Genomic DNA, 23,171 nt, shown 5'->3' with positions numbered 1-23,171 from the left:
TGATTCGGCTCGACATATGTGAATGCATTATTACATTCATATGTCAGTTCGATTACGGCGGAGCAGCTAATGAGCTTGGAATGGCAGGCGCGGTCAGGTTCCCTGGCCTGGTCAAATCCCGTGTCCTGGTGGTGGGCCCTGTTGACGCTGGTGAGCGGCGTCAATATCGCCGTCTGGTTCGTGCTGTACCGCGAGCTTCCGATTCCGCCCGCCGGAGCCGTCGGCAGCCTATCCGGCGCCGGCGCCATGCTGCTGTTCTGCGCGGCCTATGTGTTCGGCTGCGCCTTCAGGTCGTTTCTGCCGCGCGCGGACGTGCAGCGCATTTGCCTGTTCGACACCTGGCTGTCGAGCGTCATGGTCGGACGGTCCGTGGCGACCGTGGCCGAGATCTGCTTCGTGGCGCAATGGGCCATCATCCTGCACCAGCTCGGCACGATAACCGGCGCGGAAACCGTGACGAATGTCGCGTGGGTGATCGTGCCGCTGATCCTGATCGCGGAATGCCTGTCATGGTATGCGGTGCTGACCCGGAATTATCTCGGCAACGCGATCGAGAATTCGCTGTGGGCGGTTGCCTTCTTCGCCATCGGCGTCGCGCTTTGCCGCCTGCTGCCGGAGTTCAACGGTGCGGTTCGTGCCATCCTCGTCGTCGCCATCGCGGGCATTGCGTGCTTTCTGGCGTTTCTCATGACGATCGACGTCCCGATGTATCTGAAGCGCTGGCGGACCGGAGAAGCCGATGGCGACAAGCGCCTGACGCCGCGCGAGGGCCTGCGCGACGTCAGCACGCGCTGGGTGGTGACGCACGACCTGCGCGAATGGAAAGAAGAGATTGCCTGGATGTCGCTTTATTTCAGCCTGGCGGTCTGGTCCAGCCTTGCGCTGTGCGTGTTCTATTCGCTGGAAAATCATCTGCCGCAGTACCGGACGACGGCAGCGATCACGAGCGCGGCGCCGGGCACGACCGTCGTCGGCAGCCCCCGGTAATACAACCCCTGCGCTGAAACTTTGCGCTGCCCTGCCGCGTTACCCGCATGTCGCGGGTAGCAGGGCTTTGTTTCAGAAGGGCGTGTTTTGGACCGGTTTCAGATAGGTATTCATTTTCTGGCGCTGGCCGCGGCCTTCGCGCTGGCCGTCCCGATCGGCTGGGACCGTGAAAAGCGGGCGCGAAGCGCAGGGCTGCGCACCTTTCCGCTGGTTGCGATGGCAAGCTGCGGATTCGTGCAGGCCAGCGAACAGCTGATGGTGAATTCTCCCGATGGCATGTCGAAGGTCATCGAAGGCGTGATCACCGGCATCGGCTTCATCGGCGGCGGCGCGATCCTCAAGCATGGCACTACCGTGCAGGGCACGGCGACCGCCGCGAGCCTGTGGGCCACCGGCGCGATCGGCGTTTCCGTCGGGCTCGGCAGCTACGACGTCGCCGTGACGGTGGCGGTGTTTACGTTCCTGACGTTGAGGTTGCTGACACTGGTGAAGGAAGAGGACGACCTCAAGGACGGCGGGAAGAGCGAGCGCAAGAGCGAAACCAAGCCGGATTGAGCCAGGGTTCGATTGTACCGGGACTGGCCGCGGCGAGATCAAGCCGCAGGAGCGATCCGACGCGTATGATGCATAACAGTCACCGCGCCGTGAGGGTATTTCGTCGCCCGCAGACAGCATGAAGTATTCCGCGCCTTGCACGAAACCATTTTTTCGGCCGAGGAAAAAATTCTGAAACGATGACGTCGTAACATGATTCCGTGATCAGACATGGAGTCGATCATGGGGACGCTCATCAATCTACTCTACCGGGAATATTGTCTGGCTCGGTTGCAGGAGATGCGCAGGATCACCCTCGCTCGCTGAAACTTGATGAAGCGCGAGCAATCTGTCGCAGCCGGCATTTGCCGACTTGCAGTGAACAGAAATCAGGAATCATCTTGTCGGACCGAGATCGAAGGAGAAGGTTATGCAGCCATCGACAGACGATCTTTTGATACGCCAAATCAGCGCGCTGATATCCGCGACTGCCGATGCAGCGTCAACCAGCAGGGAACATGCCCCCTTCATCGAGGCACGGCTATACCAAACCCTCGCAGCACATTGCGCCGAAAAGCAAGAGATCGCAGCGATCTTTGCGAGAAGTGGATTCGGAACGATTCGAACGGGATTGATCTACTGGTAGATCGGAGCCAGCGGATCTGTGGATCGCCGGCGACGCCATCATTGAGATACCTTTTCGATTCCTCTCACGCCGCGTCCGAGGGAATGCGCGCACCTCCAACCGCTCCCGCCCGCGGGCGCGATCCTTTCGATTGGCCGCTGAATTGGCCCCTGAGCTGTCCCGGCGGAATACCGAATTCGCGCTTGAACGCCCGATTGAACGCCGCCTCCGAGTCATACCCGACCTCGGATGCCACCTGTATCACCGGCTCCCGTGTGGTTTGCAGCATCCTGGCGGCGAGCTGCAATCGCCAGCGGGCGAGATAGGCCAGCGGCGGCTCGCCAAGAAAGCGGGAGAACCTTTCGGCCAGGACCGAGCGTGAAACCGCTGTAGCGGCAGCAAGTTCGTCCACGGTCCAATGATGACAGGGCTTTCGGTGCAGCAGCGCCAGTGCGCCGCCGACAACCGGATCGCGCGCGCCGGCAAGCCAGCCGGTCTGTTCGGCCGGTAACGCCTCCATGTAGCGGCGAATGGTTTCGATGAAGAGCGCTTCCGCCATCTTGGAGAGCAGCACCGCTTGTCCCGGTCGCGGGGAATCAGCCTGGGCGACAAGATGGCGAACCGAGCTCTCCAGCCATTCGCCGGCCGGGTCGCCCCGCAGGTTGATCTTGATCATCAGCGGAAGGCCGGCCAGGAAAAGCCGTTCGGCATGACGTTCGCAGCCGAAATAGCCGCAGACAAATTGGGTCAGTTCGCCGCCGCCACCCAATCGCATCGTCGTCAGATCGCCCGCGAGATAGCTGTCGAGCGAGGCGCCGCTGTCCATGAAGGCCGATGGCGAGCCGTTCGAGACGGTATGCGCATCGCCGTGCGGAATGATCAGGATATCCCCCGCCGTGACGGGGATGTCCGGTTCGCCCGGAAAGCACACGACAGCCTTGCCGTGGGTGACCAGGTGATAGCTGACCAGCCGCTCGGTTCCGGGAGCAAGCACGTGGCCAACGTCTCGCAGATGCGGCACCCGGAACCCCCAGGGCGCTGTGCACTCCGCGTGGTAGAAGATGGCGCCGGTCATGCGCACAGACGCCAGCGCCTCCGATAGAGCATCCATTGCCGTGCTCCGTCGACCGTGGACCCGACCCGGCTGCAAAGAACCACGGAGTTTCGGCAAAGTTGCGGCTTCGGCTTCCCGCTAGGTTCGAATGCCACGAGTCCGGCCAACGCGACCAGTCAGCCTGGCTGCCATGAACTGGCACGGAAGAACTTTGCAAGGAGGTTCCGATGGGCAAGGCATTCAACGTGATCGTCATAGGCGCGCGCTGCGCCGGCTCGCCGACCGCGATGCTCTTGGCGCGTAAGGGATACCGGGTGCTGGCGGTCGATCGCGCGTCATTCCCGAGTGACACCGTCTCAACGCATCTTGTGCATCCCCGCGCCGTGAACGCGCTGAACGATGGGGGCTGCTCGACCACCTGGTAGCGACCGGATGCCCGCCGATCCACACCTACTCTTTCGACTTCGGCGCCTTCACGATTGCCGGCGCCCCGGGCACGGACAAGGACGCCGTCGCCTACTGCCCGCGGCGGACAATCCTCGACAAGCTGCTGGTCGATGCTGCTGCCGAATCCGGTGCAGAGGTACGCCAGGGCTTCGTCGTCGAGGAGATCATTATCGAGCAAGAGCGCGTCGTCGGCATCAAGGGTCGATCGAAGCAGGGCGGCACCATCGCAGAATATGCCGATATTGTCGTAGGGGCCGACGGCCGGCATTCCATGCTGAGCGAGGCGGTGCATCCCGAGCACTACCGCGACAAGCCGCCTTTGCTGGCGGGTTACTACAGCTATTGGAGAGGACTGCCCACCGACGGCCGCTTTGAGGTTTATATCCGCGACAAGCGCGCATTTGCGGCCATGCCGACCCATGACGATTTGACGCTCGTCATTGCCGGGTGGCCTTACGCGGAATTTACGGACAACAAGCGGGATATCGAGGGCAATTACCTGAAGGCAATCGGGCAGGCGCCGGACTTTGCGAAGCGGCTGCGCAGCGCAACGCGCGAAGCTCCGTTCGCTGGCGCGGCGGTCCCGAACTATTTTTGCAAGCCTTACGGTCCCGGCTGGGCTCTCGCAGGCGACGCCGGCTATAACAGGGACTTCATAACCGCACAGGGAATTCTCGACGCCTTCCGGGACGCCGAACTCTGCGCCGGGGCAATCGACCAATCATTGTCGGGCGCGCGGCCATTCGAGGAAGCGATGGGTGAGTACCAGCGCACCCGCGATGCCGACATTGGAGCGATGTACGATTTCACCTGCGACCTCGCCACGCTCGAGCCGCCGCCTCCAGAGCTGCAACGGATTCTTGAGGCGGTTCACGGCAACCAAGCCGCCATGGACGGCTTTGCGCGCCTGAACGCCGGGACGATATCGCCGACGGAGTTTTTTTCGCCGGAGAATGTCGAGGCGATCTTTGCTGCGGCAGCTTCGAGGGCTCAGAGGACGAGTGCATAGTTTTCCTGTTGCTGCTGCGAGTTCAGCAACCCGTTCGCGCGGGCCCAGCGCACCACCAGCCTTATCTACTGCGTACAACTGCGCTACTGTGCGGGAACCGGCCTGATCGTCGTTTAGCTCAGGAGCCCGCATGTCTACGGCAATCTCGGTTCTCGGCGGCGTCGGCCTGTTCCTGCTTGGCATGACCGTGATGACGGAAGGGCTGAAGACGCTGGCCGGCTCCGCCCTGCGCGCGATGCTCAGCAAGGCGGCGGCGACGCCGCTGCACGGTTCATTTTGGGGCGCTATCGTCACGCTTCTGGTGCAGTCTTCCAGTGCAACGACGATGACGACAATCGGTCTCGTCAGCGCGGGCTTGCTGACGTTCCCGCAAGGGTTGGGCCTTGTCTTCGGCGCGAATGTGGGCACCACGGGGACCGGCTGGCTGGTCGCGCTGATCGGCGTCCGCGTCTCGCTCACGGCCGCGGCATTGCCGATGATCTTCGTTGGTGCATTGACCAAGCTGCTGGCGCGCGGGCGAACATCCGGGTTGGGCGCCGCTCTGGCCGGGTTCGGGCTTGTGCTCTTTGGACTGACGACGCTGCAGCAGGGAATGGGCGGGCTGGCCGAACGATTGCACCCGGCGGACCTGCCCGCGGTTCTCGGAGGACCGGAAGCCCGGTGGTGGTCGGGCCTGTTCGGCGTGCTGGTGCTCGTCGTGATCGGACTGGTGATGACCGCGCTGATGCAGTCGTCAACGGCAGCCGTCGCGGTGACATTGTCCGGTCACTACGCCGGTGCGATCGGGCTGGACCAGGCCTGCGCGCTGATCATCGGCCAGAACATCGGAACAGCGACAAGTTCAGCCCTGGCCGCCATTGGCGCGAGCGCTACCGCCAAGCGGCTGGCGATCGCTTATGTCCTTTTCAAGCTGATCGCCGCCCTCATCGCGCTGGTGCTTTTTCCCGTCATCATCCCTCTGCTTCTGCGTGCCTCGAGCACCGTCGATGGCGTCACGTTGCTGGCCGGCTATCACACGGCTTACAACGTCGTCGGCGTCGTGGTCCTGCTCCCTCTGATCAACGGGTTCACGCGACTGGTCGAACGTATCCTGCCCGAGCGTGCCCCACCGCTCACGCGATGCCTCGATCCCACGGCGCTCGCCAGTCCGATGGTGGCCGTGGAAGCGGTGCGGCGAACAATCGCGCGCGTGCTCGTAACGGTATGCGGTTCGGTCGAGGCGGCAGGGTCTGCAAGAACACGCCCACTGGACCAGCTCAATGAAAATCCCGGGACGGCGGCAGGATGCGGACGTCGCGCGGGTGGCGGATTTTTTGCTCTGGCGTATCGGCATGGTCGCGGCGGTCGTCGTTGAGGGGTTCGACCAGCGCTGGGCCTGCGGGCACCGGGTGCTTGCGGCTTAGCGCATCATTGGCAAGGCCGATCAGGTCGTGGGAGCGGTCGACCATCCGCTGCGCCACCAGATGTGTCACCTCCTCCGGGCTGCTCTGGATGTAGCCCTCGACCAGAATGAGCCGGGCGCCCATCACTTCTTTCCGGTACTGCTCCATCACCTTGGGCCACACCACGATATTGGCGATGCCGGTCTCGTCCTCCAGCGTCATGAAGACGACGCCCTTGGCGCTGCCCGGGCGCTGGCGCACCAGCACCACGCCTGCGCAGCTGACACGGCGCTTGTCGTTCCTGTGGTTGACGTCCTGGCAGGGAACGACGCGCTCTCTGGTGAACTTTTCGCGCAAGAATTCCATTGGGTGGCCCTTCAGCGACAGCCGGACCGTCTGATAGTCGGCGACCACCTGCTCCGGCAGCGGCATCAGCGGCAGCGGCTTGGCGTTCTCGTCGGGCTGCTCGCGGGCAACCGCAGCCTGAAACAGCGGCAGCGGCACATCGTCCGGCAAGCGCCGCACCGCCCACAGCGCTGCGCGGCGGTCGAGCCCGATCGAGCGGAAGGCATCGGCGTCCGCCAGCAGGATCAGCGCGCGTTTTGGTAAGCCGGTGTCGCGGGCGAATTCCTCCAGCGAGGTGAAGGGACGGCGTTTGCGAGCCGCGATGATGCGGTCGGCCCAGTCTTGTTCTTTCTCTAGGTTGTCATTCCGGGGCACGCGAAGCGTGAACCCGGAATCTCGAGGTTCCGGGTTCGTCGCTATCGCGACGCCCCGGAACGACGATGAGCCCCCCCGGAATGAGAGTTGAAGTTGCTTCAGCCGCTCCTCATCTTCATCGAGCCAGTGAAATCCGTCGATCTGGCGGAAGCCGAGCCGCACCGCGCAGTATTTTCCCTCCCCCTCCTCCAGCGTGTTCTGCGCGAAACTAAAGGACACGTCGATCTCGCGGACCTCGACGCCGTTCTTGCGGGCGTCGCCGACGATTTGCGCGGGGGCGTAAAAGCCCATCGGCTGCGAATTGAGCAGGCCGCAGCAGAAGGCATCGGGATGGTAATGCTTCAGCCATGACGAGATATAGACAAGCTGGGCGAAACTGGCGGCGTGGCTTTCCGGAAAGCCGTAACTGCCAAAACCCTTGATCTGCTCGAAACAGTTTTTGGCGAATTCAGGCGCATAGCCGCGCGCGATCATGTTGCCGATCATCTTGTCTTCGAACTTGCCGATGGTGCCGACGTTGCGAAACGTCGCCATCGATCGGCGCAAGCCGTTGGCTTCCTCGGAGGTGAATTTGGCGGCCTCGATCGCGATCCGCATCGCCTGCTCCTGGAACAGGGGCACGCCGAGCGTCTTGTGCAGCACCTTGTACAGTTCATCCGCCGGACCATGCTCGGGCGACGGCGACGGATAGCTCTGCTTCTCGATGCCGTTTCGCCGCCGCAAGTAAGGATGCACCATGTCGCCCTGGATCGGGCCGGGCCGCACGATCGCCACTTCAATGACGAGATCGTAAAACGTCCGCGGCTTCAGCCGCGGCAGCATGTTCATCTGCGCGCGGCTTTCGACCTGGAACACGCCGAGCGATTCACCGCGGCAGAGCATGTCGTAAACCGGCTTTTCATCCTGCGGGACGGTGGCGAGCTCCCAGCGCTCGCCCTTGTGATCGGCGATCAGATCAAAGCATTTGCGGATGCAGGTCAGCATGCCCAGCGCCAGCACGTCGACCTTCATCATGCTTAGCGCGTCGACATCGTCCTTGTCCCATTCAATGAAGGTGCGGTCGTCCATCGCGGCATTGCCGATCGGCACATAGGTGTCGAGCCGATCCTGCGTCAGCACATAGCCGCCGACATGCTGCGACAGATGGCGGGGGAATTCGATCAGTTCGGTGGCAAGCTCAACCGCGAGTTCGACCATCGCATTCGCAGGGTCCAACCCGGCTTGGCGGACCTGCATTTCGTTGAGGCCCTTGCCCCAGCTTCCCCACACGGTGTCGGCCAGCGCCGCGGTGACGTCTTCCGTCAGCCCCAGCGCCTTGCCGACGTCCCGGATGGCGCTGCGTGGACGATAATGGATGACGGTGGCAATGATCGCGGCGCGATGGCGGCCGTAGCGGCGGTAGACATATTGCATCACCTCCTCGCGTCGCGAATGCTCGAAATCGACGTCGATGTCGGGCGGCTCCAGCCGCTCCTTGGAGATGAAGCGCTCGAACAACAGATCGACCTTGGTCGGATCGACCGAGGTGACGCCGAGCACGTAGCAGACCGCCGAATTCGCCGCCGAGCCTCGGCCCTGGCACAGGATGCTCTGGCTGCGCGCGTATTGCACGATGTCGTGCACGGTGAGGAAATAATGCGCATATTTCAATTCGGCGATCAGGTCGAGCTCCTTGCGCAAGGTGGCGCGCAGCCTGTCGTCGATCACGCCGCCGAAATATTTGTCGACACCGGCCCAGGTCAGGTCTTCGAGGTGTTCCTGCGCGGTCTTGCCCGGCGGCACCGGCTCATCCGGATACTGGTATTTGAGCTGGTCCAGCGAGAAGCTGATACGGGAAGCAAAGCGCATGGTCTCCGCGATCGCCTCCGGCAGATCGCGAAACAGCCGCGTCATTTCACTGATAGGCTTGAGGTAACGCTCGGCATTGGCTTCGAGCCGCCTGCCGATGGCGTCGATGGTGGTCTTTTCGCGGATGCAGGTCAGCACGTCCTGCAACCGGCGGCGGGCGGGATGGTGGTAGAGCACCTCGTTGGTCGCGAGCAGCGGGACTTTGGCAGCACGCGCGATGCGATGCAGCCGCGCGAGACGGCGCTTGTCGTCGCCACGGTAGAGCAGGCTCGCGGCGAGCCAGACGCCGTCAGCGCGGCTCTGCTTCAGACGTTCTAAAATTTCCTGCGCCCCCGCTACGTCGAAGCGATGCGGCAGCGCCAGCACCAGAAGCTGGCCTTCGGCAAAATCCAGAAGGTCATCGAACCTTAGATGGCACTCGCCCTTCTCGATCCGCGTGATGTCGTCGCCGCGCTTGCCGCGGGTGAGCAACTGGCAGAGCCGGCCGTAAGCCGCGCGGTCGCGCGGATAGATCAGGATATCCGGCGTGCCGTCGATGAAGACGAGGCGCGCGCCGATCAGGAGCTTTGGCGCGTGTTTGACTTCGGGATTGTCGAGCTCCTTATACGCGCGCACCACGCCGGCCAGCGTGTTGTGATCGGCGATGCCGATGGCGGGAATGCCGAGTTCGCTGGCTTGGTGCACATAGGCGCGCGGGTCCGAGCCGCCGCGCAGGAAGGAGAAATTGGTGGTGATGCCGATCTCGGCATAAGTGGTGAGAGAACTTTTCATGCGAACAGCCCGTGCACGAACCATCTGACAGAGCCGGCCTCGACTTCCGCATCCGCCGCTTCGCTTTCATAGAGCCCGTCGCGAAAGATCCAGAAGCGCAGGCCCGCTTCATCCTCGATGCGGAAATAATCCCGCGTCGGGCCGTCGCCGTTTTGCTTCCACCATTCCATCGCGATGCGTTCGGGTCCTTCCACCCGCGCCACCGTGTGCGTGACGCGCCGCCAGGTGAATTGATGCGGCGGGCCGTCGGGGACGGTCGCAAACGGCACCTTGATCGGCTCGGGCTTGTCGAACAGCCGCAACGGGCGCAGCGGCGGCTCGCTTTCGATCCGCTCGGGCCAGGCGGCCTGTGCGGCGGCCGCCAGATGATGCTGCGCCGGCATGGCCAGCACGGCGCGCTCGGGGATGTGGGTATCCTCAGGCAGATGCACGAGGACACGCTTGCCGCCGATCCGCGCGGCGATGCGGTCGATCAATGCGGACAGTTCATCATTGTCATGGATGTTGGCGTCGAGATCGCGCTGCTGCTGCACCACGATTTCGGTGCGGCTGGCGGACAGGCGGATAAGATCGAAGCCGAAGCCGGGATCGAGCGGATCGTTGAGCGCATCGAGCCGTTCGCGAAACAAGCGGTCGATTATCTCCGGCCTCGTCACCGGACGTCCGGTGTCGACAGAGATCGTTCGCACCGCACTGTCAGTACGGAAGAAGCTCGCGTCCAGCCGCCGCGCGCCCTTGCCCTGCTTGTCCATCGCCGTGACCAGCATGGCGGCCAGCGCAGACAGATTCATCGCGATCACGGTGTCGGTCGCGACCGGGTCGGGAAAACGTTTTTCGACGATGTAATCCGGCAGCGGCTTGCGGGGACTGATCGGCGCATCGCCCTGCCCCAGCGCCTGCGCCAGCAGCGTCGTGAAGGACGCGCCGAACCGCGCGGTGATTTCGTGGGGCGCGCGCAAGGCGACGTCGCCGATGGTCTTCAAGCCGGCGCGGCGCAGACCGGCGGTGATGGCGTCGCCGGCGCCGAGCGCGGATATTGGCAGCGGAGCGACGGCCTCGGCCTCTTCGCCGTCGGCCACGATCTTTCCCGACGCATGGCGCGTCAGCGTGCGGGCGCAGATCGAGGTGGAGGCGATCGCGGCGCTGACGGCAAAGCCGCGGCGGCTCAGCGCACCGCAGACAATCTGCAGAAGCGCGCGCTCGCCGCCGAACAGATGGGCGCAGCCGGTGATGTCGAGATAGAGCCCATACGGCGGATCGAGCGCCACCAGTGGCGTGAAGCGGTCGCACCAGTCGGCGATGTCATCGAGCGTCTTGCGGTCGGCAGCCTCGTCGGCGTCGAACACCGTGAGTTCAGGGCAGATCGCGCGGGCATTGGCGAGCGGCAGGCCGATCGAGAGGCCGGCGCGCACGGCGGCCTCGTCGAGCGAATGGATCAGGATGGCATTGTGCTGCTTGGCAACGACGACGGAGGGGTGCTTCATCTCTAAAGTGGGACTCGGGACGAGACCCCCACCCCAACCCTCCCCCGCAAGCGGGAGAGGGAGCGCACCGTTCGTATTGCAGGCAGCGTGGCCCGAAACTGTTTTGGCATTTTCAGCTTGCGCGGCGTTGGCCTGCATAAGCCGCCGCTGGATGCGGTCGATGGGCAGGCGTGGCAGCCAGAGACTGAGGATACGCCGTGGGTTCTCTGAACAAGCACTCATCACAATTCCATTCCATGATCCAGCGGCCAACCGGGCCATGACGGTTACGAACGAGATGCGCGTCGAAAACGGGCGCGCCCCACGCGCTCCACTGCGATCCCGGCGGCGAATGCGCGGCACGCACGATCCACCTTGTCTCCGCGGTCGAAGGCCGCGGCTCGGCGGCCATCCGCAGCAGCAGCGCGGTGACGCCGGAGGCTTGCGCGGCCAAAGTGAGCTTGCGGCTGGCGACGAGATCGAGCTGACGCGCCTGCCCCCACACCTCCAGCACCACGGCGCCGAGCGCGTCGCAGGCCAGCGCATCGGCGGCAGTCCGTAGCGCGGCGTCGGTATCGGGCGCGCGCACCGTTACCAGCAGCCGCGGATCGAGCCCCAATTCGCAGAGCCCACTCATCGACAACGCGCCCGATTCAATTTCCGAAAAATCCTGCCGCACCCAGACCAGCGGCCGGCGCGGCGATACCCGTCCCGCAAGGCCGGCGATGAAGCCGGTGGCCACAGCGCTCTGATGTCCCTCGGCGAACACTTCATGCACCGCTGATAGCGCCAGCCCGCCCTGCAACATCGTATCCGCGGCCTTATGGCCAAGCGCGATCCTGTTGAGGTCATGCGCATCGCCATGCGCCTCCAGGCGTTCGATGCTTCCGCGCAAACTTGCAAGCGTGCTGGTGCGTGCGGTGCTCATGCGCCGCTCCTTCGGAAATTGGGCCTTACCGCTTCTTCCCGAGTGAACCCGCGGCTGGCTCATTTGTTCATGATATGTTCTAATATAAAGCTAACAGGCCCGGCGGAGTCAATCAGGATCGACACCCGGGCGATTCATGAGCGGAATCAAAGGGATTCGACGATGGACGTGCAACGTAAGCTGGAAATCCTGGCGGATGCCGCGAAATACGATGCTTCCTGCGCCTCCTCCGGCACCGAGAAGCGGGATTCCAGCGACGGCAAGGGCCTCGGTTCGACCGTATCAGGCATGGGCATCTGCCATTCCTACGCGCCGGACGGACGCTGCATCTCGCTGTTGAAGGTGCTGCTGACCAACGCCTGCAATTACAATTGCCTCTATTGCGTCAACCGCACCTCCTCGAACGTGCCGCGCGCCCGCTTCACGGTCGATGAAGTAGTGAAGCTCACGATCGATTTCTACCGACGCAATTACATCGAGGGCTTGTTTCTCTCCTCCGGCATCATCCGCAGCGCCGACTACACCATGGAGCAGGTGGTGAGCGTCGCGCGAAAGTTGCGCGAGGAGCATCATTTTCGCGGCTACATCCATCTGAAGACCATTCCTGAAGCGGACGACGCGCTGATCGCGGAGGCCGGCAAATATGCCGACCGTCTCTCCATCAATATCGAAATGCCGCTGGAAAACAGTCTTGCGAAATTCGCGCCGGAAAAGGACCTGCGCGCGATCCGCCGCACCATGGGCCGGCTGCGGCTGAGGCTCGATGAAGCGCAGGAGAACGACAAGAACGCAACGAAAGCAAAGCCGCCGCGCTTTGCACCGGCCGGGCAAAGCACGCAGATGATCGTCGGCGCGGATGCGGCCGACGACAAAACCATCCTCGATACCAGCGCCAACCTCTACGGCTCCTACCGCCTCAAGCGCGTCTATTATTCGGCCTTCAGCCCGATCCCGGACGCCAGCCGCGCGCTGCCGCTTGTGGTGCCGCCGCTGGTTCGCGAGCACCGGCTTTACCAGGCCGACTGGCTGATGCGGTTTTACGGCTTTGACGCCGGCGAGATCGTCGACGAGGCCGAGGGCATGCTGCCGCTCGATATCGATCCGAAACTCGCCTGGGCGCTGCGCCACCGCGGCCGCTTCCCGCTCGATGTCGCGACCGCCAGCCGCGAAGAGCTGTTGCGGGTGCCGGGCTTCGGCACCAGGGCAGTCGACCGCATCATCGCGACGCGCCGCCTGACCTCGATCCGCCTGGCCGATCTGGTGCGGCTGCACATTCCGCAGAAGAAGGCGCTGCCGTTTATCGTTCTCGCAGACCACCGCCCTTCCCCGCATCTGCTCGATGGCGCGGGGCTGAAGGAGAGGTTCAAACCGAAGGCGACGCAGTTGGGATTTGGGTTCTGAACCCACAGCGTCATTGCGAGGAGCGCGAGCGACGAAGCAATCCATGTCTCAGCAAGCGGAGAAATGAATTGCTTCGCTTCGCTCGCAATGACGAGGAGGAGAGACATGCACCACATCACCCTCGACAGCGAAACCGATTTCGATGGCTGGCGCAAAGCCGCGCGTGCGCTGGCGCTAAACGATGTGAACCCCTCCGACGTGACGTGGCGTGTAGCCGGCGATGCGCCCGAATTGTTTGAGCCGTCTGCGCCGCCGCTCGACCCCCCACAGGGCACCACCTTCAACGTCCCCGCCAAATTCGTCGAGCTGGCTGAAACTGCGATCCTGCACCGCAACCCGGAACGGTTCGCCCTGCTCTATCGCCTGCTGTGGCGGCTGCGAAGTAATCACGATCTGCTCGAACTCGCAACCGATCCCGATGTGGCCGACGTCACCGCGATGGCAAAAGCCGTGCGCCGCGATGAGCACAAGATGCATGCCTTTGTCCGCTTCCGCGAAATCGGCCGCGAGCAGAAATCGCATTTCGTTGCCTGGTTCGAACCGGAGCACCACATCGTCGAACTGGCCGCGCCATTCTTTGCGCGCCGCTTTGCCGACATGCCATGGTCGATCCTCACCCCCGACGTCTGTGCGCATTGGGACGGCCACGCCGTCTCGTTCACGCCAGGCGTCACCAAGAGCGAAGCGCCGACCGCCGATCGGCTGGAGGAAACCTGGCGCAGTTACTACGCCAGCATCTTCAATCCCGCCCGGCTGAAAGTGCAGGCGATGCAGAAGGAGATGCCCCGGAAATACTGGCGGAACCTGCCGGAGGCTTCATTGATTAAACCCCTGATCGAAGGTGCCGGACGCGCCGCCAGCGCGATGATCGCAAACGCGGCGACCGAACCGCACAAGCCGCAGAAACGGCTGGAACCATCCAAGGCAAGCGACAAGGCAGACGACATGCCCCGCAAACATGCCGACGATATCGAGACCCTGCGCGAGGAAGCTGCCGATTGCCGCGCCTGCCCCCTCTACAAGAACGCGACCCAGACCGTGTTCGGCGAAGGGGCGCAAACGGCGCGGATCATGCTGGTCGGCGAGCAGCCCGGCGACAAGGAAGATCTCGCCGGCAAACCGTTCGTCGGGCCCGCGGGCCAAATGCTCGACCGCGCACTGGACGAGGCCGGCATCGACCGCCGCAAGGTCTACGTCACCAATGCGGTCAAACATTTCAAGTTTGTGCCGCGCGGAAAAATCCGCCTGCACCAGAAGCCGAGCACGCCGGAGATCAAGGCCTGCCGGCAGTGGTACGAACGCGAGCTCGCCGCGATCGAACCCGAACTGGTGGTGGCGATGGGCGCCACCGCAGCGCAAAGCGTGTTCGGCAAGATCACCCCGATCAACAAGAACCGCGGCCGCCCGATCGATCTCGACGACGGCACCAAGGTCTTGGTGACGGTGCACCCGTCCTATCTGCTGCGGTTGCCGGACGCCGACGCCAAGGCGCGCGAATACCGGCGTTTCGTTCAGGACCTCAAAATAGCCGCTACCGTGCTGCGAAAATCAGCACATGCGGCCTGAATTCCGCCAAGCCGGCAGCCGCAATATCTGGTGAAAAATAACGGGAAAAATTGACAACCCCGTCTGCAACCATTAATTGATGGGATACACAATCGCATTCTCAAGGGAATGTGGGACGTTCTGGTTCACGCCATGATGCTCCTACATGGTCGACGCGCTGCGCGGTCCTCCTCCAGCCCCGGCGCCGTGCAGCGCTCGACCCTCTTTTTCCTCACGGCGCTACCCCATAAGCCGCGCTCGGCGGTCCATCGGCCGGAACCGAACGGGCGCCGGATCAGCAGCCTGGTGAGATGGCCTAGCCCCTCGCCGTGGCCTCCAGTTCTGCGATATCGAACTTGACCATCTTCAGCATTGCCTCCGCAACGCGCCGGGCTTTTGCGGGGTCGGGATCGTTCATCAACTCGCCCAGCCGTCTGGGCGCGATCTGCCAGGAGAGGCCCCAGCGGTCCTGCAGCCAGCCGCATTGCTCGATCTTGCCGCCCTCTCTCAGGGCGTCCCACAAGCGGTCGATCTCGGCCTGCGTGTCGCATTCCACCATGATCGAGAAGCTGTGGTTGAACGGATCGAGCGGGCCCGCCTCGATCGCCATGTAGCGCTGGTCTCCCAGGGTGAAGCCCGCGATCTTGACGCTGCCGGCGGGACCGCTCGGGCTCTCGGCCGGCAGGGCCGAAACCCACTGCACCGACGAACCGCGGATGAGCGAGGTGTAGAAGCCGATCGCGGCCTCCATGTCCTTCGCGAACCAAAGATGTTGTGTGACCTTCATCGGGGCTCCTTCCTCCAAATGGCCAGCGTGCGCACGGCCGCTTTCGTTCCAAGGACGGATGAGATGAACGTCCGCCGACAGTGAAGACGAGATTTTCGCGTGCAGACCATCGGCCAACCGCTGAACCGATAAGCAATTCAGGAGCGCCTTGTTGGATCCGCGCATCATAAATCGGTTCAAAGGAAAATAATGAAGACCCACACTGGAGATACAGGCTTTCCTTGATGTGCGATCAAACTTCAGCGGCGCTGCCGGTCGCGCGTGTCATCTAACCTTCAAGTGCCTCGGTCAAAAATGCCCGCCTCTCAGCCGATTTCGACGGGGTGTCAGAATGACCGATATGGCTCTTAGTTCGACGATCGGCGACGCAACGCCTGTCCAGCCGGCTTCGCGGCCGAACCTCGACAAGGGGTTCAATCCGCTGACCCTGATCCTGTTCTGCGGCATCCTCGCCGCCGGGCTGCTGTACGTTGCCTATAGCATCTACGTCGATATCGACGCGACCGGTATGCGGGTCACTGCCTACCTGCCCTATATCCTCTTGTTCGTGGCGCTTTTGATCGCGCTCGGCTTCGAATTCGTCAATGGCTTCCACGACACCGCCAACGCGGTCGCGACCGTGATTTACACCCACTCGATGCCGGCGGAATTCGCCGTGATGTGGTCAGGCTTCTTCAATTTCCTCGGCGTGCTGCTCTCTTCCGGCGCGGTCGCCTTCGGCATCGTCTCGCTGCTGCCGGTGGAGTTGATCCTTCAGGTCGGAAGCAGCGCCGGTTTCGCAATGGTGTTCGCGCTGCTGATTGCCGCGATCGTCTGGAACCTCGGCACCTGGTATTTTGGTCTTCCGGCTTCCTCTTCGCACACGCTGATCGGCTCGATCATCGGCGTCGGCATCGCCAACGCGCTGATGCACGGCCGCGACGGCACTTCGGGTGTCGACTGGACCAAGGCGACCGAGATCGGTTACGCGCTGTTGCTCTCGCCGCTGTTCGGCTTCTGCATGGCCGCGATCCTGCTGCTGGCGTTGAAGTTCATCGTCCGCAATCCCGCGCTCTATGCCGCGCCCGAAGGCAACAAGCCGCCGCCGATGTGGATACGCGGCATCCTGATCGCGACCTGCACCGGCGTCAGCTTCGCGCACGGCTCCAACGATGGCCAGAAGGGCATGGGCCTGATCATGCTGATCCTGATCGGCACGGTGCCGACCGCCTACGCGCTGAACCGCGCGCTGCCGGAATCGCAGGTGGTGCAATTCCAGAAGACCTCGGAGGCCGCCTCCAAGGTAATCGCCGCCAGGGGCGCCGGCCACAGCATCATCGGCGATCCGCGCCCTGCGGTGACGCAATACGTTTCTGCCCGCAAGATCAGCGAAGGCACCTATCCCTCGCTGGCCATGCTGGTGAAGGACATCGGTGACCAGGTCCAGAAATACGGCTCGCTCAACAAGGTGCCCGCGGAAGCCGTCGGCAACACCCGCAACGACATGTACCTGACGTCGGAGGCGATCCGCTTCCTGATGAAGGACAAGGAAAACGACCTGAAGAAGGAAGAGGTCGACACCCTCAAGGCCTACAAGGCCTCGCTCGACTCAGCCACCAAGTTCATCCCGCTCTGGGTCAAGATCGCAGTCGCGATCGCACTCGGGCTGGGCACCATGATCGGCTGGAAGCGCATCGTCATCACCGTCGGCGAGAAGATCGGCAAGTCGCATCTGACCTACGCGCAAGGTGCGTCCGCCGAACTGGTTGCCGCCTCCACGATCGGCGTCGCCGACGTGTTCGGCCTGCCGGTTTCCACCACCCACGTGCTGTCATCCGGCGTCGCCGGCACGATGGCGGCCAACGGTTCGGGCCTGCAGATGGCGACTGTGCGCAATCTCTTGATGGCATGGGTGCTGACGCTGCCGGCCGCGATCTGCCTGTCGGCAGGCCTCTACGTGCTGTTCTCGAATCTGTTCTGAGTATCGGGCCGGTACGGTAGGGTCGCTGCCACACAGGCAGCAGCCTCGACAGGTAGCGGAAGGCCGGAACCAAACTCCGGCCTTTTGCTTTCCGCTAGTGCCCTGACTGATGATACGGCAGGACATCGACGTTCATACATCACACGACCCCAACAGCTCTGCAGCTGGAGCCCGCCATGACCAAAAAGCCGCCGGATGGCACCATCCACGACCGCATTCAGGCGGAAATGCTTGATAGTTTCGATGAGGAACTGGAACTTGAAATCGACGACGATCGTCTCGATGCACTGACCAATGAATTTGCAGACCATACGGAAGAAGAAACGATCGATCGGCGCGTCTACTTCAAGGAATTATTCCGTCTGCAGGGCGAACTGGTAAAATTGCAGACTTGGGTGCAGCACCACAAGCTCAAGGTGGTGGTGATTTTCGAGGGGCGCGATTCCGCCGGCAAGGGCGGCGTCATCAAGCGCATCACCCAGAGACTCAATCCGAGGGTCTGCCGCGTCGCGGCGCTTCCGGCGCCGAACGAGCGTGAGCGCACGCAATGGTATTTCCAGCGTTATGTTTCGCATTTGCCGGCCGGCGGTGAGATCGTGCTGTTCGACCGTAGCTGGTATAACCGTGCCGGCGTCGAGCGCGTGATGGGCTTCTGCACCGAAGACGACGTTGAAGAATTCTTCCGGTCGGTGCCGGAATTCGAGCGTATGCTCGTGCGCTCTGGAATCATCCTCATCAAGTACTGGTTCTCCATCACCGACGAACAGCAGTATTTGCGCTTCACGATGCGAATCCACGATCCGCTCAAGCAGTGGAAGCTCAGCCCGATGGATGTGGAATCGCGCAGCCGCTGGGAGCAATACACCAAGGCCAAGGAAGCGATGCTGGAGCGTACCCACATTCCGGAAGCTCCCTGGAGCATCGTCGAGGCCGACGACAAGAAGAAGGCAAGGCTGAACTGCATCGCGCATCTGCTCGAACAAATTCCCTACCAGGAAATCAAGCAGGAGCGGGTGGTTCTGCCGGCGCGGGTTCGCAACCCCGAATATAGCCGCGCGCCCGTTCCAGCCGAAATGTACGTACCGTCGCGCTATTGAGCGGCCGCTTCACGGTCGGCGCCGTCAATGTGCTGAGCCCAATATCCCGAACCCGAACGCCGGCGTGTCGCGGATCGGCGACGCCGCCGTGTTCGAGGTGATCACTTCGCTCAGATATTGAGCGTCGCGCCGGACGCCTCAGGTCACGGCTGAGCGGAAAATAATGAAGGCCCGCACTAAAGATACGGGCCTTCCTTGATGTGCGATCAAACTTCACATGCGATCGAGAGTGAAGAATCTCTACGCCGCCGCGAGCTTGTTCTCGACCAGCTTGATCCAGTACGAGGTGCCGTACACGATCGCCTCGTCGTTGAAATCATAGGCGGGGTGATGGAGACCCGCGCTGTCGCCGTTGCCGCAGAAGATGAACGCGCCGGGACGCGCTTCCAGCATGTAGGAAAAATCTTCCGCGCCCATCAGCGGCGGCATGTCATGGACGTTCTGGGCGCCGGCCACTTCCCTGGCCACCTGCGTCGCGAACTCGGTCTGCTCGGCGTGATTGTTGGTGACGGGATAGCCACGCTCGTAAACCAGATCGATCTTGGCGCCGGTCATTTTGGCCACGCCCTCGCACACCTCGCGGACCCGCTTCTCGACCGTCTCACGCACTTCCGCCGTCAGTGTCCGCACGGTGCCGCGGAGTTCGGCGGTGTGCGGAATGACGTTGCGCGCGTTGCCGGCATGGAACTCGCAGATCGAGATCACCGCCGACTCCAGGGGATCGATTGTCCGCGAGACAATCGACTGCAGCGCGGTGATGAGCTGCGAACCGACCAGGACGGAATCGATGCATTTGTTCGGGCGCGCGGCATGGCCGCCGAGGCCCTCGATCTTGATGTCGATCGAGTCGGTCGCGGCCATTACCGGGCCGGGCCGGATGGCGAAGGAGCCGATCGGAATCCCGGGTCCGTTATGCATGCCATAGACCTGCTCGATGCCGAACCGGTCCATCAGCCCGTCCTGGATCATGGCGGCGGCGCCGGCCCCGCCCTCCTCGGCCGGCTGGAAGATCACGACCGCGTTGCCGGCGAAATTCCGGGTCTCGGCAAGGTACCGCGCTGCACCCAAAAGCATCGCGGTGTGGCCGTCGTGGCCGCAGGCGTGCATCTTGCCCGGCGTTTTGGAGGCATGGGGAAGGTTGGTCGCCTCCTCGATCGGCAGCGCGTCCATGTCGGCGCGGAGCCCGATCACCTTGATCTCGCCCTTGCCGGGCTGCTTGCCCTTGATGACGCCGACGACGCCGGTACGGCCGAGGCCGGTAGCCACCTCGTCGCAGCCGAATTCGCGCAGGCGATCCGCCACGAATGCTGCGGTGCGGTGGACGTCGTACAGCAATTCGGGGTTTTCATGAATATCGCGGCGCCAGGCCTGAATATCGGGTTGCAGATCGGCGACGCGGTTGACGATAGGCATGGGATTCTCGAACCTCAGTTTGGAACGCGTAAGGCTTTTGTAGCATGCAAGCGGCGGTCCACCCAACCGCCTGCTGCAGAGCCCCCATCCCCACCGGGAGCAGGGTTGGAAAGCCGAACCTGGGCGGGTCACGCGGCCAGCGTGTTCTCGACCAGCCTGATCCAGTAAGACGTGCCGAACACGATCGCCTCATCGTTGAAATTGTAGGCGGGGTGATGCAGCCCTGCGCTGTCGCCGTTGCCGCAGAAGATCAGCGCACCCGGCCGCTGCTCCAGCATGAAGGCGAAATCTTCGCCAGCCATCAGCGGTGGCATCTCCTGCACATTGGCATCGCCGGCGATTTCTCTGGCTGCCCGCGTCGCGATATCCGTCTGCCTGATATGGTTGACCGTTACCGGATAGCCGCGATCGTAGGTCAGATCGATCCTGGCGCCGGTGATCTGCGCCACGCCGGCGACGACCTCGCGGACCCGTCTTTCCACCAGATCCCGCACCTCGCCGTTCAGGGTACGGACGGTGCCCTTCAGCTCGGCGGTGTGCGGAATCACGTTGCGGGCGTTGCCGGCGTGAAATTCGCACATCGAAATGACAGCCGATTCCAGCGGATCGACGCTGCGCGACACGATCGACTGCAGCGCCGTGATCAGCTGCGCACCGACAAGGACGGAATCGATGCTTTGGTGCGGCTGCGCGGCGTGCCCACCGCGCCCCTCGATTTTGATGAGGACGGCATCGCCTCCGGCCATGATCGGGCCGGGCCGCAGCGCGAACGAGCCGACCGGAATGCCGGGACCGTTATGCATGCCGTAGACCTGCTCGATACCGAAGCGGTCCATCAGCCCGTCCTTGATCATGGCGACGGCACCCGCGCCGCCCTCCTCGGCCGGCTGGAAGATCACGACCGCATTGCCTGCGAAATTGCGGGTCTCGGCGAGATAGCGCGCGGCACCCAAAAGCATGGCGGTGTGGCCGTCATGTCCGCAGGCGTGCATCTTGCCCTTCGTTTTGGAAGCGTAAGGCAGATTGGTCGCTTCCTCGATCGGCAGCGCGTCCATGTCCGCCCGCAGCCCGATGACCTTCACGTCACCATTGCCAGTGGGCCTGTTGCCCTTGATGACGCCGACGACGCCGGTGCGGCCGATACCGGTAATAACCTCGTCGCAGCCGAATTCCCGCAACCGGTCTGCCACCAATGCCGCAGTGCGGTGCACCTCGTAGAGCAATTCCGGGTGTTCATGAATATCCCGGCGCCAGGCCTGGATGTCGGGTTGAAACTCGGCGACACGATTGACGATGGGCATGGAGATAGCAGGCTTTCCGGATTGAACGCTTCTGCCCCTGTAGCATGCAAGGGGCGGTCCAACCAACGGCTCACGGGCGACACACCCGGACCCACCGTCATGGCCGGGCTTGTCCCGGCCATCCACGTCTGACTAATAAACGCCCAAGAAGGCGTGGATGCCCGGAACAAGTCCGGGCATGACGGCGTCGATGGGTGGAAGCTGAGAAATGCCGAAACGGCTTGAAGGCGATTTCGACTATATCGTGGTTGGTGCAGGGACCGCCGGCTGCATCATGGCCAACCGGCTGTCGGCCGACCCGAACAACCGCGTGCTGATCCTGGAGGCCGGCGGCAACGACAACTGGATCTGGTTTCACATCCCGGTCGGCTATCTCTTCGCGATCGGCAATCCCCGCTCCGACTGGATGTTTCGGACCGAGGCGGAGCCCGGGCTCAACGGCCGCTCCCTCGCCTACCCCCGCGGCAAGGTAATCGGCGGCTGCTCCGCCATCAACGCCATGATCTCGATGCGCGGGCAATCCGCCGATTACGATCACTGGCGGCAGCTCGGCCTGACCGGCTGGGGCTATGACGACGTCCTGCCGCTGTTTAAGCGGCTGGAGGACCATTTCCTCGGGGAAAGCGAACATCACGGCGCCGGCGGCGGCTGGCGCATCGAGGCGCCGCGGCTGTCCTGGGACGTGCTCGACGCGGTCGGCGAAGCCGCGGAGGAAATGGGCATCAGGCGCATTGCCGATTTCAACACCGGCGACAATGAGGGCGTCAGTTATTTCCACGTCAACCAGAAGCGCGGCCGGCGCTGGTCATCCGCGCGCGGCTTCCTCAAGCCGGTGCTGAACCGCGCCAATCTGCGGCTGGAAAAGCATGTGCTGGTCGACCGTCTGATCGTCGAGCAGGGACGCGCGGTCGGCGTGCGCTTCCTGCAGGGCAATGAGGTGATCGAGGCCCGCACCAGGGGCGAAGTGGTGTTGTGCGCGGGATCGATCGGCTCGACGCAGGTGCTGCATCGCTCCGGCGTCGGCCCCGCCGAGTGGCTGTCGCCGCTCGGCATCGATGTGAGGCTCGACAGACCGGGTGTCGGGCGCAATCTGCAGGACCATCTGCAGCAGCGCGCGATCTACAAGGTTGAGGGCGTGCGCACGCTGAACGAGACCTACTGGTCGCTGGTCCGGCGCGGGATGATGGGGCTCGACTACGCTTTCCGCCGCCGTGGACCGCTGACCATGGCACCCTCGCAGCTCGGCATCTTCACGCGCTCCGATCCGCATCGCGAACGCGCCAACATCCAGTTTCACGTGCAGCCGCTGTCGCTCGACAAGTTCGGCGACCCCCTGCATCGTTTTCCCGCCATCACGGTGAGCGCCTGCAACCTGCAGCCGACCTCGCGCGGCACCGTGCGCATCCGCTCGGCGACGCCGGACGACAAGCCATCGATCGCGCCGAACTATCTCTCGACCGACGACGATCGCCAGGTCGCCGCCGACGCCATCCGTACCACGCGGCGGCTGATGAAGCAGAAGCGGCTCGAACGGTATCGACCACAGGAATACCTGCCGGGCCCGAGCGTCGGCGACGACGATGAATCATTGGCAAAGGCTGCCGGCTATATCGGCACCACGATCTTCCATCCCGTGGGGACTGCGAAGATGGGCACCGCGAACGACCCGATGGCGGTGGTCGACGAAAGGTTGCGGTTCTATGGGATTGCCGGACTTCGCGTGGCCGATGCCTCGGTGATGCCGACGATCACGTCGGGGAATACCAATACGCCGACGGCGATGATTGCGGAGAAGGGCGCGCGGATGATTTTGGAGGATGGGCGCTAATTGGCCGCTTGAGCGCGAAAGCCGCCAGACACGCGCCGTTATCACGTCATCGACGCTCTTTCCGACGCGAA

The 23,171-nt window shown here is 63.2% G+C and carries 16 protein-coding genes and 1 pseudogene; 10 read left to right on the top strand and 7 right to left on the bottom strand.

Going from position 1 to position 23,171, the window contains the following annotated elements; translation table 11 throughout:
* Window positions 1-69: 69 nt before the first annotated feature.
* Together AC0QUY_RS13640 and AC0QUY_RS13635 are read left to right on the top strand one after the other, a co-directional pair.
* The gene (locus AC0QUY_RS13640) at window positions 70-987 is read left to right on the top strand and encodes a hypothetical protein (RefSeq protein ID WP_475387212.1); all 918 of its coding nucleotides are present in this window, start codon (window positions 70-72) and stop codon (window positions 985-987) included.
* Window positions 988-1,074: 87 nt separating this feature from the next.
* A complete protein-coding gene (locus AC0QUY_RS13635; RefSeq protein ID WP_161853003.1) occupies window positions 1,075-1,542 on the top strand; it encodes an MgtC/SapB family protein in 468 nt (155 codons plus the stop codon).
* Window positions 1,543-2,231: 689 nt separating this feature from the next.
* On the opposite strand, the gene AC0QUY_RS13630 is transcribed toward AC0QUY_RS13635, so the two are convergent.
* Window positions 2,232-3,257, bottom strand: coding sequence for an AraC family transcriptional regulator (locus tag AC0QUY_RS13630; RefSeq protein ID WP_475387211.1), 1,026 nt, complete (start codon window positions 3,255-3,257; stop codon window positions 2,232-2,234).
* A gap of 170 nt (window positions 3,258-3,427) precedes the next feature.
* On the opposite strand from AC0QUY_RS13630, the gene AC0QUY_RS13625 reads away from it, so the two are divergent.
* The 3 genes and pseudogenes from AC0QUY_RS13625 to AC0QUY_RS13615 form a co-directional block, all read left to right on the top strand.
* Window positions 3,428-3,625 (top strand): FAD-dependent monooxygenase, encoded by a 198-nt coding sequence (locus tag AC0QUY_RS13625; protein WP_475387210.1) that lies wholly within the window; start codon window positions 3,428-3,430, stop codon window positions 3,623-3,625.
* Window positions 3,626-3,918: 293 nt separating this feature from the next.
* A complete protein-coding gene (locus tag AC0QUY_RS13620; protein WP_475387209.1) occupies window positions 3,919-4,656 on the top strand; it encodes a hypothetical protein in 738 nt (245 codons plus the stop codon).
* Window positions 4,657-4,786: 130 nt separating this feature from the next.
* Window positions 4,787-5,899, top strand: a pseudogene (locus AC0QUY_RS13615) (Na/Pi cotransporter family protein); the annotation flags it as partial.
* Between the two features lie 13 nt (window positions 5,900-5,912).
* On the opposite strand, the gene AC0QUY_RS13610 reads toward AC0QUY_RS13615, so the two are convergent.
* The 3 genes from AC0QUY_RS13610 to AC0QUY_RS13600 are packed head-to-tail and all read right to left on the bottom strand — an operon-like array spanning window position 5,913 to window position 11,768.
* Window positions 5,913-9,377, bottom strand: a complete 3,465-nt coding sequence (locus AC0QUY_RS13610) for an error-prone DNA polymerase (RefSeq protein WP_475387208.1) — start codon at window positions 9,375-9,377, stop codon at window positions 5,913-5,915.
* Complete coding sequence (locus AC0QUY_RS13605) at window positions 9,374-11,083, bottom strand: Y-family DNA polymerase (RefSeq protein ID WP_475387207.1); 1,710 nt, start codon at window positions 11,081-11,083, stop codon at window positions 9,374-9,376. Before AC0QUY_RS13605 ends, AC0QUY_RS13610 begins: the two co-directional genes overlap by 4 nt.
* Window positions 10,974-11,768: an ImuA family protein gene (locus tag AC0QUY_RS13600; protein ID WP_475387206.1), complete on the bottom strand. Its 795-nt coding sequence runs from the start codon at window positions 11,766-11,768 to the stop codon at window positions 10,974-10,976. Before AC0QUY_RS13600 ends, AC0QUY_RS13605 begins: the two co-directional genes overlap by 110 nt.
* A 162-nt stretch (window positions 11,769-11,930) precedes the next feature.
* Between AC0QUY_RS13600 and AC0QUY_RS13595 the strand changes: the two genes are divergently transcribed.
* Together AC0QUY_RS13595 and AC0QUY_RS13590 are read left to right on the top strand one after the other, a co-directional pair.
* Window positions 11,931-13,169: a putative DNA modification/repair radical SAM protein gene (locus tag AC0QUY_RS13595; RefSeq protein ID WP_475387205.1), complete on the top strand. Its 1,239-nt coding sequence runs from the start codon at window positions 11,931-11,933 to the stop codon at window positions 13,167-13,169.
* 105 nt (window positions 13,170-13,274) lie between these two features.
* Window positions 13,275-14,735, top strand: coding sequence for a UdgX family uracil-DNA binding protein (locus AC0QUY_RS13590; protein ID WP_475387204.1), 1,461 nt, complete (start codon window positions 13,275-13,277; stop codon window positions 14,733-14,735).
* A gap of 295 nt (window positions 14,736-15,030) precedes the next feature.
* Here the strand turns inward: AC0QUY_RS13590 and AC0QUY_RS13585 are convergent, their stop codons facing one another.
* Window positions 15,031-15,501, bottom strand: a complete 471-nt coding sequence (locus AC0QUY_RS13585) for a VOC family protein (RefSeq protein WP_475387203.1) — start codon at window positions 15,499-15,501, stop codon at window positions 15,031-15,033.
* Between the two features lie 331 nt (window positions 15,502-15,832).
* Here AC0QUY_RS13585 and AC0QUY_RS13580 point away from each other — a divergent pair, with 331 nt between their 5' ends.
* Complete coding sequence (locus AC0QUY_RS13580; protein ID WP_475387202.1) at window positions 15,833-17,461, top strand: inorganic phosphate transporter; 1,629 nt, start codon at window positions 15,833-15,835, stop codon at window positions 17,459-17,461.
* A 176-nt stretch (window positions 17,462-17,637) separates the two neighbouring features.
* Window positions 17,638-18,558: a polyphosphate kinase 2 gene (ppk2, locus tag AC0QUY_RS13575; RefSeq protein ID WP_475387201.1), complete on the top strand. Its 921-nt coding sequence runs from the start codon at window positions 17,638-17,640 to the stop codon at window positions 18,556-18,558.
* 240 nt (window positions 18,559-18,798) lie between these two features.
* Here the strand turns inward: ppk2 and AC0QUY_RS13570 are convergent, their stop codons facing one another.
* Window positions 18,799-19,971: a M20 aminoacylase family protein gene (locus AC0QUY_RS13570; protein WP_475387200.1), complete on the bottom strand. Its 1,173-nt coding sequence runs from the start codon at window positions 19,969-19,971 to the stop codon at window positions 18,799-18,801.
* Between the two features lie 128 nt (window positions 19,972-20,099).
* Window positions 20,100-21,272 carry a M20 aminoacylase family protein gene (locus tag AC0QUY_RS13565; RefSeq protein ID WP_475387199.1) on the bottom strand — a complete coding sequence of 391 codons (1,173 nt, stop codon included), beginning with the start codon at window positions 21,270-21,272 and terminating at the stop codon, window positions 20,100-20,102.
* A 208-nt stretch (window positions 21,273-21,480) separates the two neighbouring features.
* Here AC0QUY_RS13565 and AC0QUY_RS13560 point away from each other — a divergent pair, with 208 nt between their 5' ends.
* The gene (locus AC0QUY_RS13560; protein ID WP_475387198.1) at window positions 21,481-23,100 is read left to right on the top strand and encodes a GMC family oxidoreductase; all 1,620 of its coding nucleotides are present in this window, start codon (window positions 21,481-21,483) and stop codon (window positions 23,098-23,100) included.
* Window positions 23,101-23,171: the final 71 nt, after the last annotated feature.

This window comes from Bradyrhizobium sp. WYCCWR15520, from assembly GCF_056174665.1.
This window is presented reverse-complemented; position numbering and strand designations above follow the sequence as displayed.

What these genes read in the sequence shown, in the direction of transcription:
- AC0QUY_RS13630 (WP_475387211.1), bottom strand. Translation starts at nt 3,257, where the DNA reads ATGGATGCTCTATCGGAGGCGCTGGCGTCTGTGCGCATGACCGGCGCC.
- AC0QUY_RS13610 (WP_475387208.1), bottom strand. Translation starts at nt 9,377, where the DNA reads ATGAAAAGTTCTCTCACCACTTATGCCGAGATCGGCATCACCACCAAT.
- AC0QUY_RS13560 (WP_475387198.1), top strand. Translation starts at nt 21,481, where the DNA reads ATGCCGAAACGGCTTGAAGGCGATTTCGACTATATCGTGGTTGGTGCA.
- AC0QUY_RS13605 (WP_475387207.1), bottom strand. Translation starts at nt 11,083, where the DNA reads ATGAGTGCTTGTTCAGAGAACCCACGGCGTATCCTCAGTCTCTGGCTG.
- AC0QUY_RS13620 (WP_475387209.1), top strand. Translation starts at nt 3,919, where the DNA reads ATGCTGAGCGAGGCGGTGCATCCCGAGCACTACCGCGACAAGCCGCCT.
- AC0QUY_RS13565 (WP_475387199.1), bottom strand. Translation starts at nt 21,272, where the DNA reads ATGCCCATCGTCAATCGTGTCGCCGAGTTTCAACCCGACATCCAGGCC.
- AC0QUY_RS13640 (WP_475387212.1), top strand. Translation starts at nt 70, where the DNA reads ATGAGCTTGGAATGGCAGGCGCGGTCAGGTTCCCTGGCCTGGTCAAAT.
- AC0QUY_RS13625 (WP_475387210.1), top strand. Translation starts at nt 3,428, where the DNA reads ATGGGCAAGGCATTCAACGTGATCGTCATAGGCGCGCGCTGCGCCGGC.
- AC0QUY_RS13590 (WP_475387204.1), top strand. Translation starts at nt 13,275, where the DNA reads ATGCACCACATCACCCTCGACAGCGAAACCGATTTCGATGGCTGGCGC.
- AC0QUY_RS13580 (WP_475387202.1), top strand. Translation starts at nt 15,833, where the DNA reads ATGACCGATATGGCTCTTAGTTCGACGATCGGCGACGCAACGCCTGTC.
- ppk2 (WP_475387201.1), top strand. Translation starts at nt 17,638, where the DNA reads ATGACCAAAAAGCCGCCGGATGGCACCATCCACGACCGCATTCAGGCG.
- AC0QUY_RS13595 (WP_475387205.1), top strand. Translation starts at nt 11,931, where the DNA reads ATGGACGTGCAACGTAAGCTGGAAATCCTGGCGGATGCCGCGAAATAC.
- AC0QUY_RS13600 (WP_475387206.1), bottom strand. Translation starts at nt 11,768, where the DNA reads ATGAGCACCGCACGCACCAGCACGCTTGCAAGTTTGCGCGGAAGCATC.
- AC0QUY_RS13570 (WP_475387200.1), bottom strand. Translation starts at nt 19,971, where the DNA reads ATGCCTATCGTCAACCGCGTCGCCGATCTGCAACCCGATATTCAGGCC.
- AC0QUY_RS13585 (WP_475387203.1), bottom strand. Translation starts at nt 15,501, where the DNA reads ATGAAGGTCACACAACATCTTTGGTTCGCGAAGGACATGGAGGCCGCG.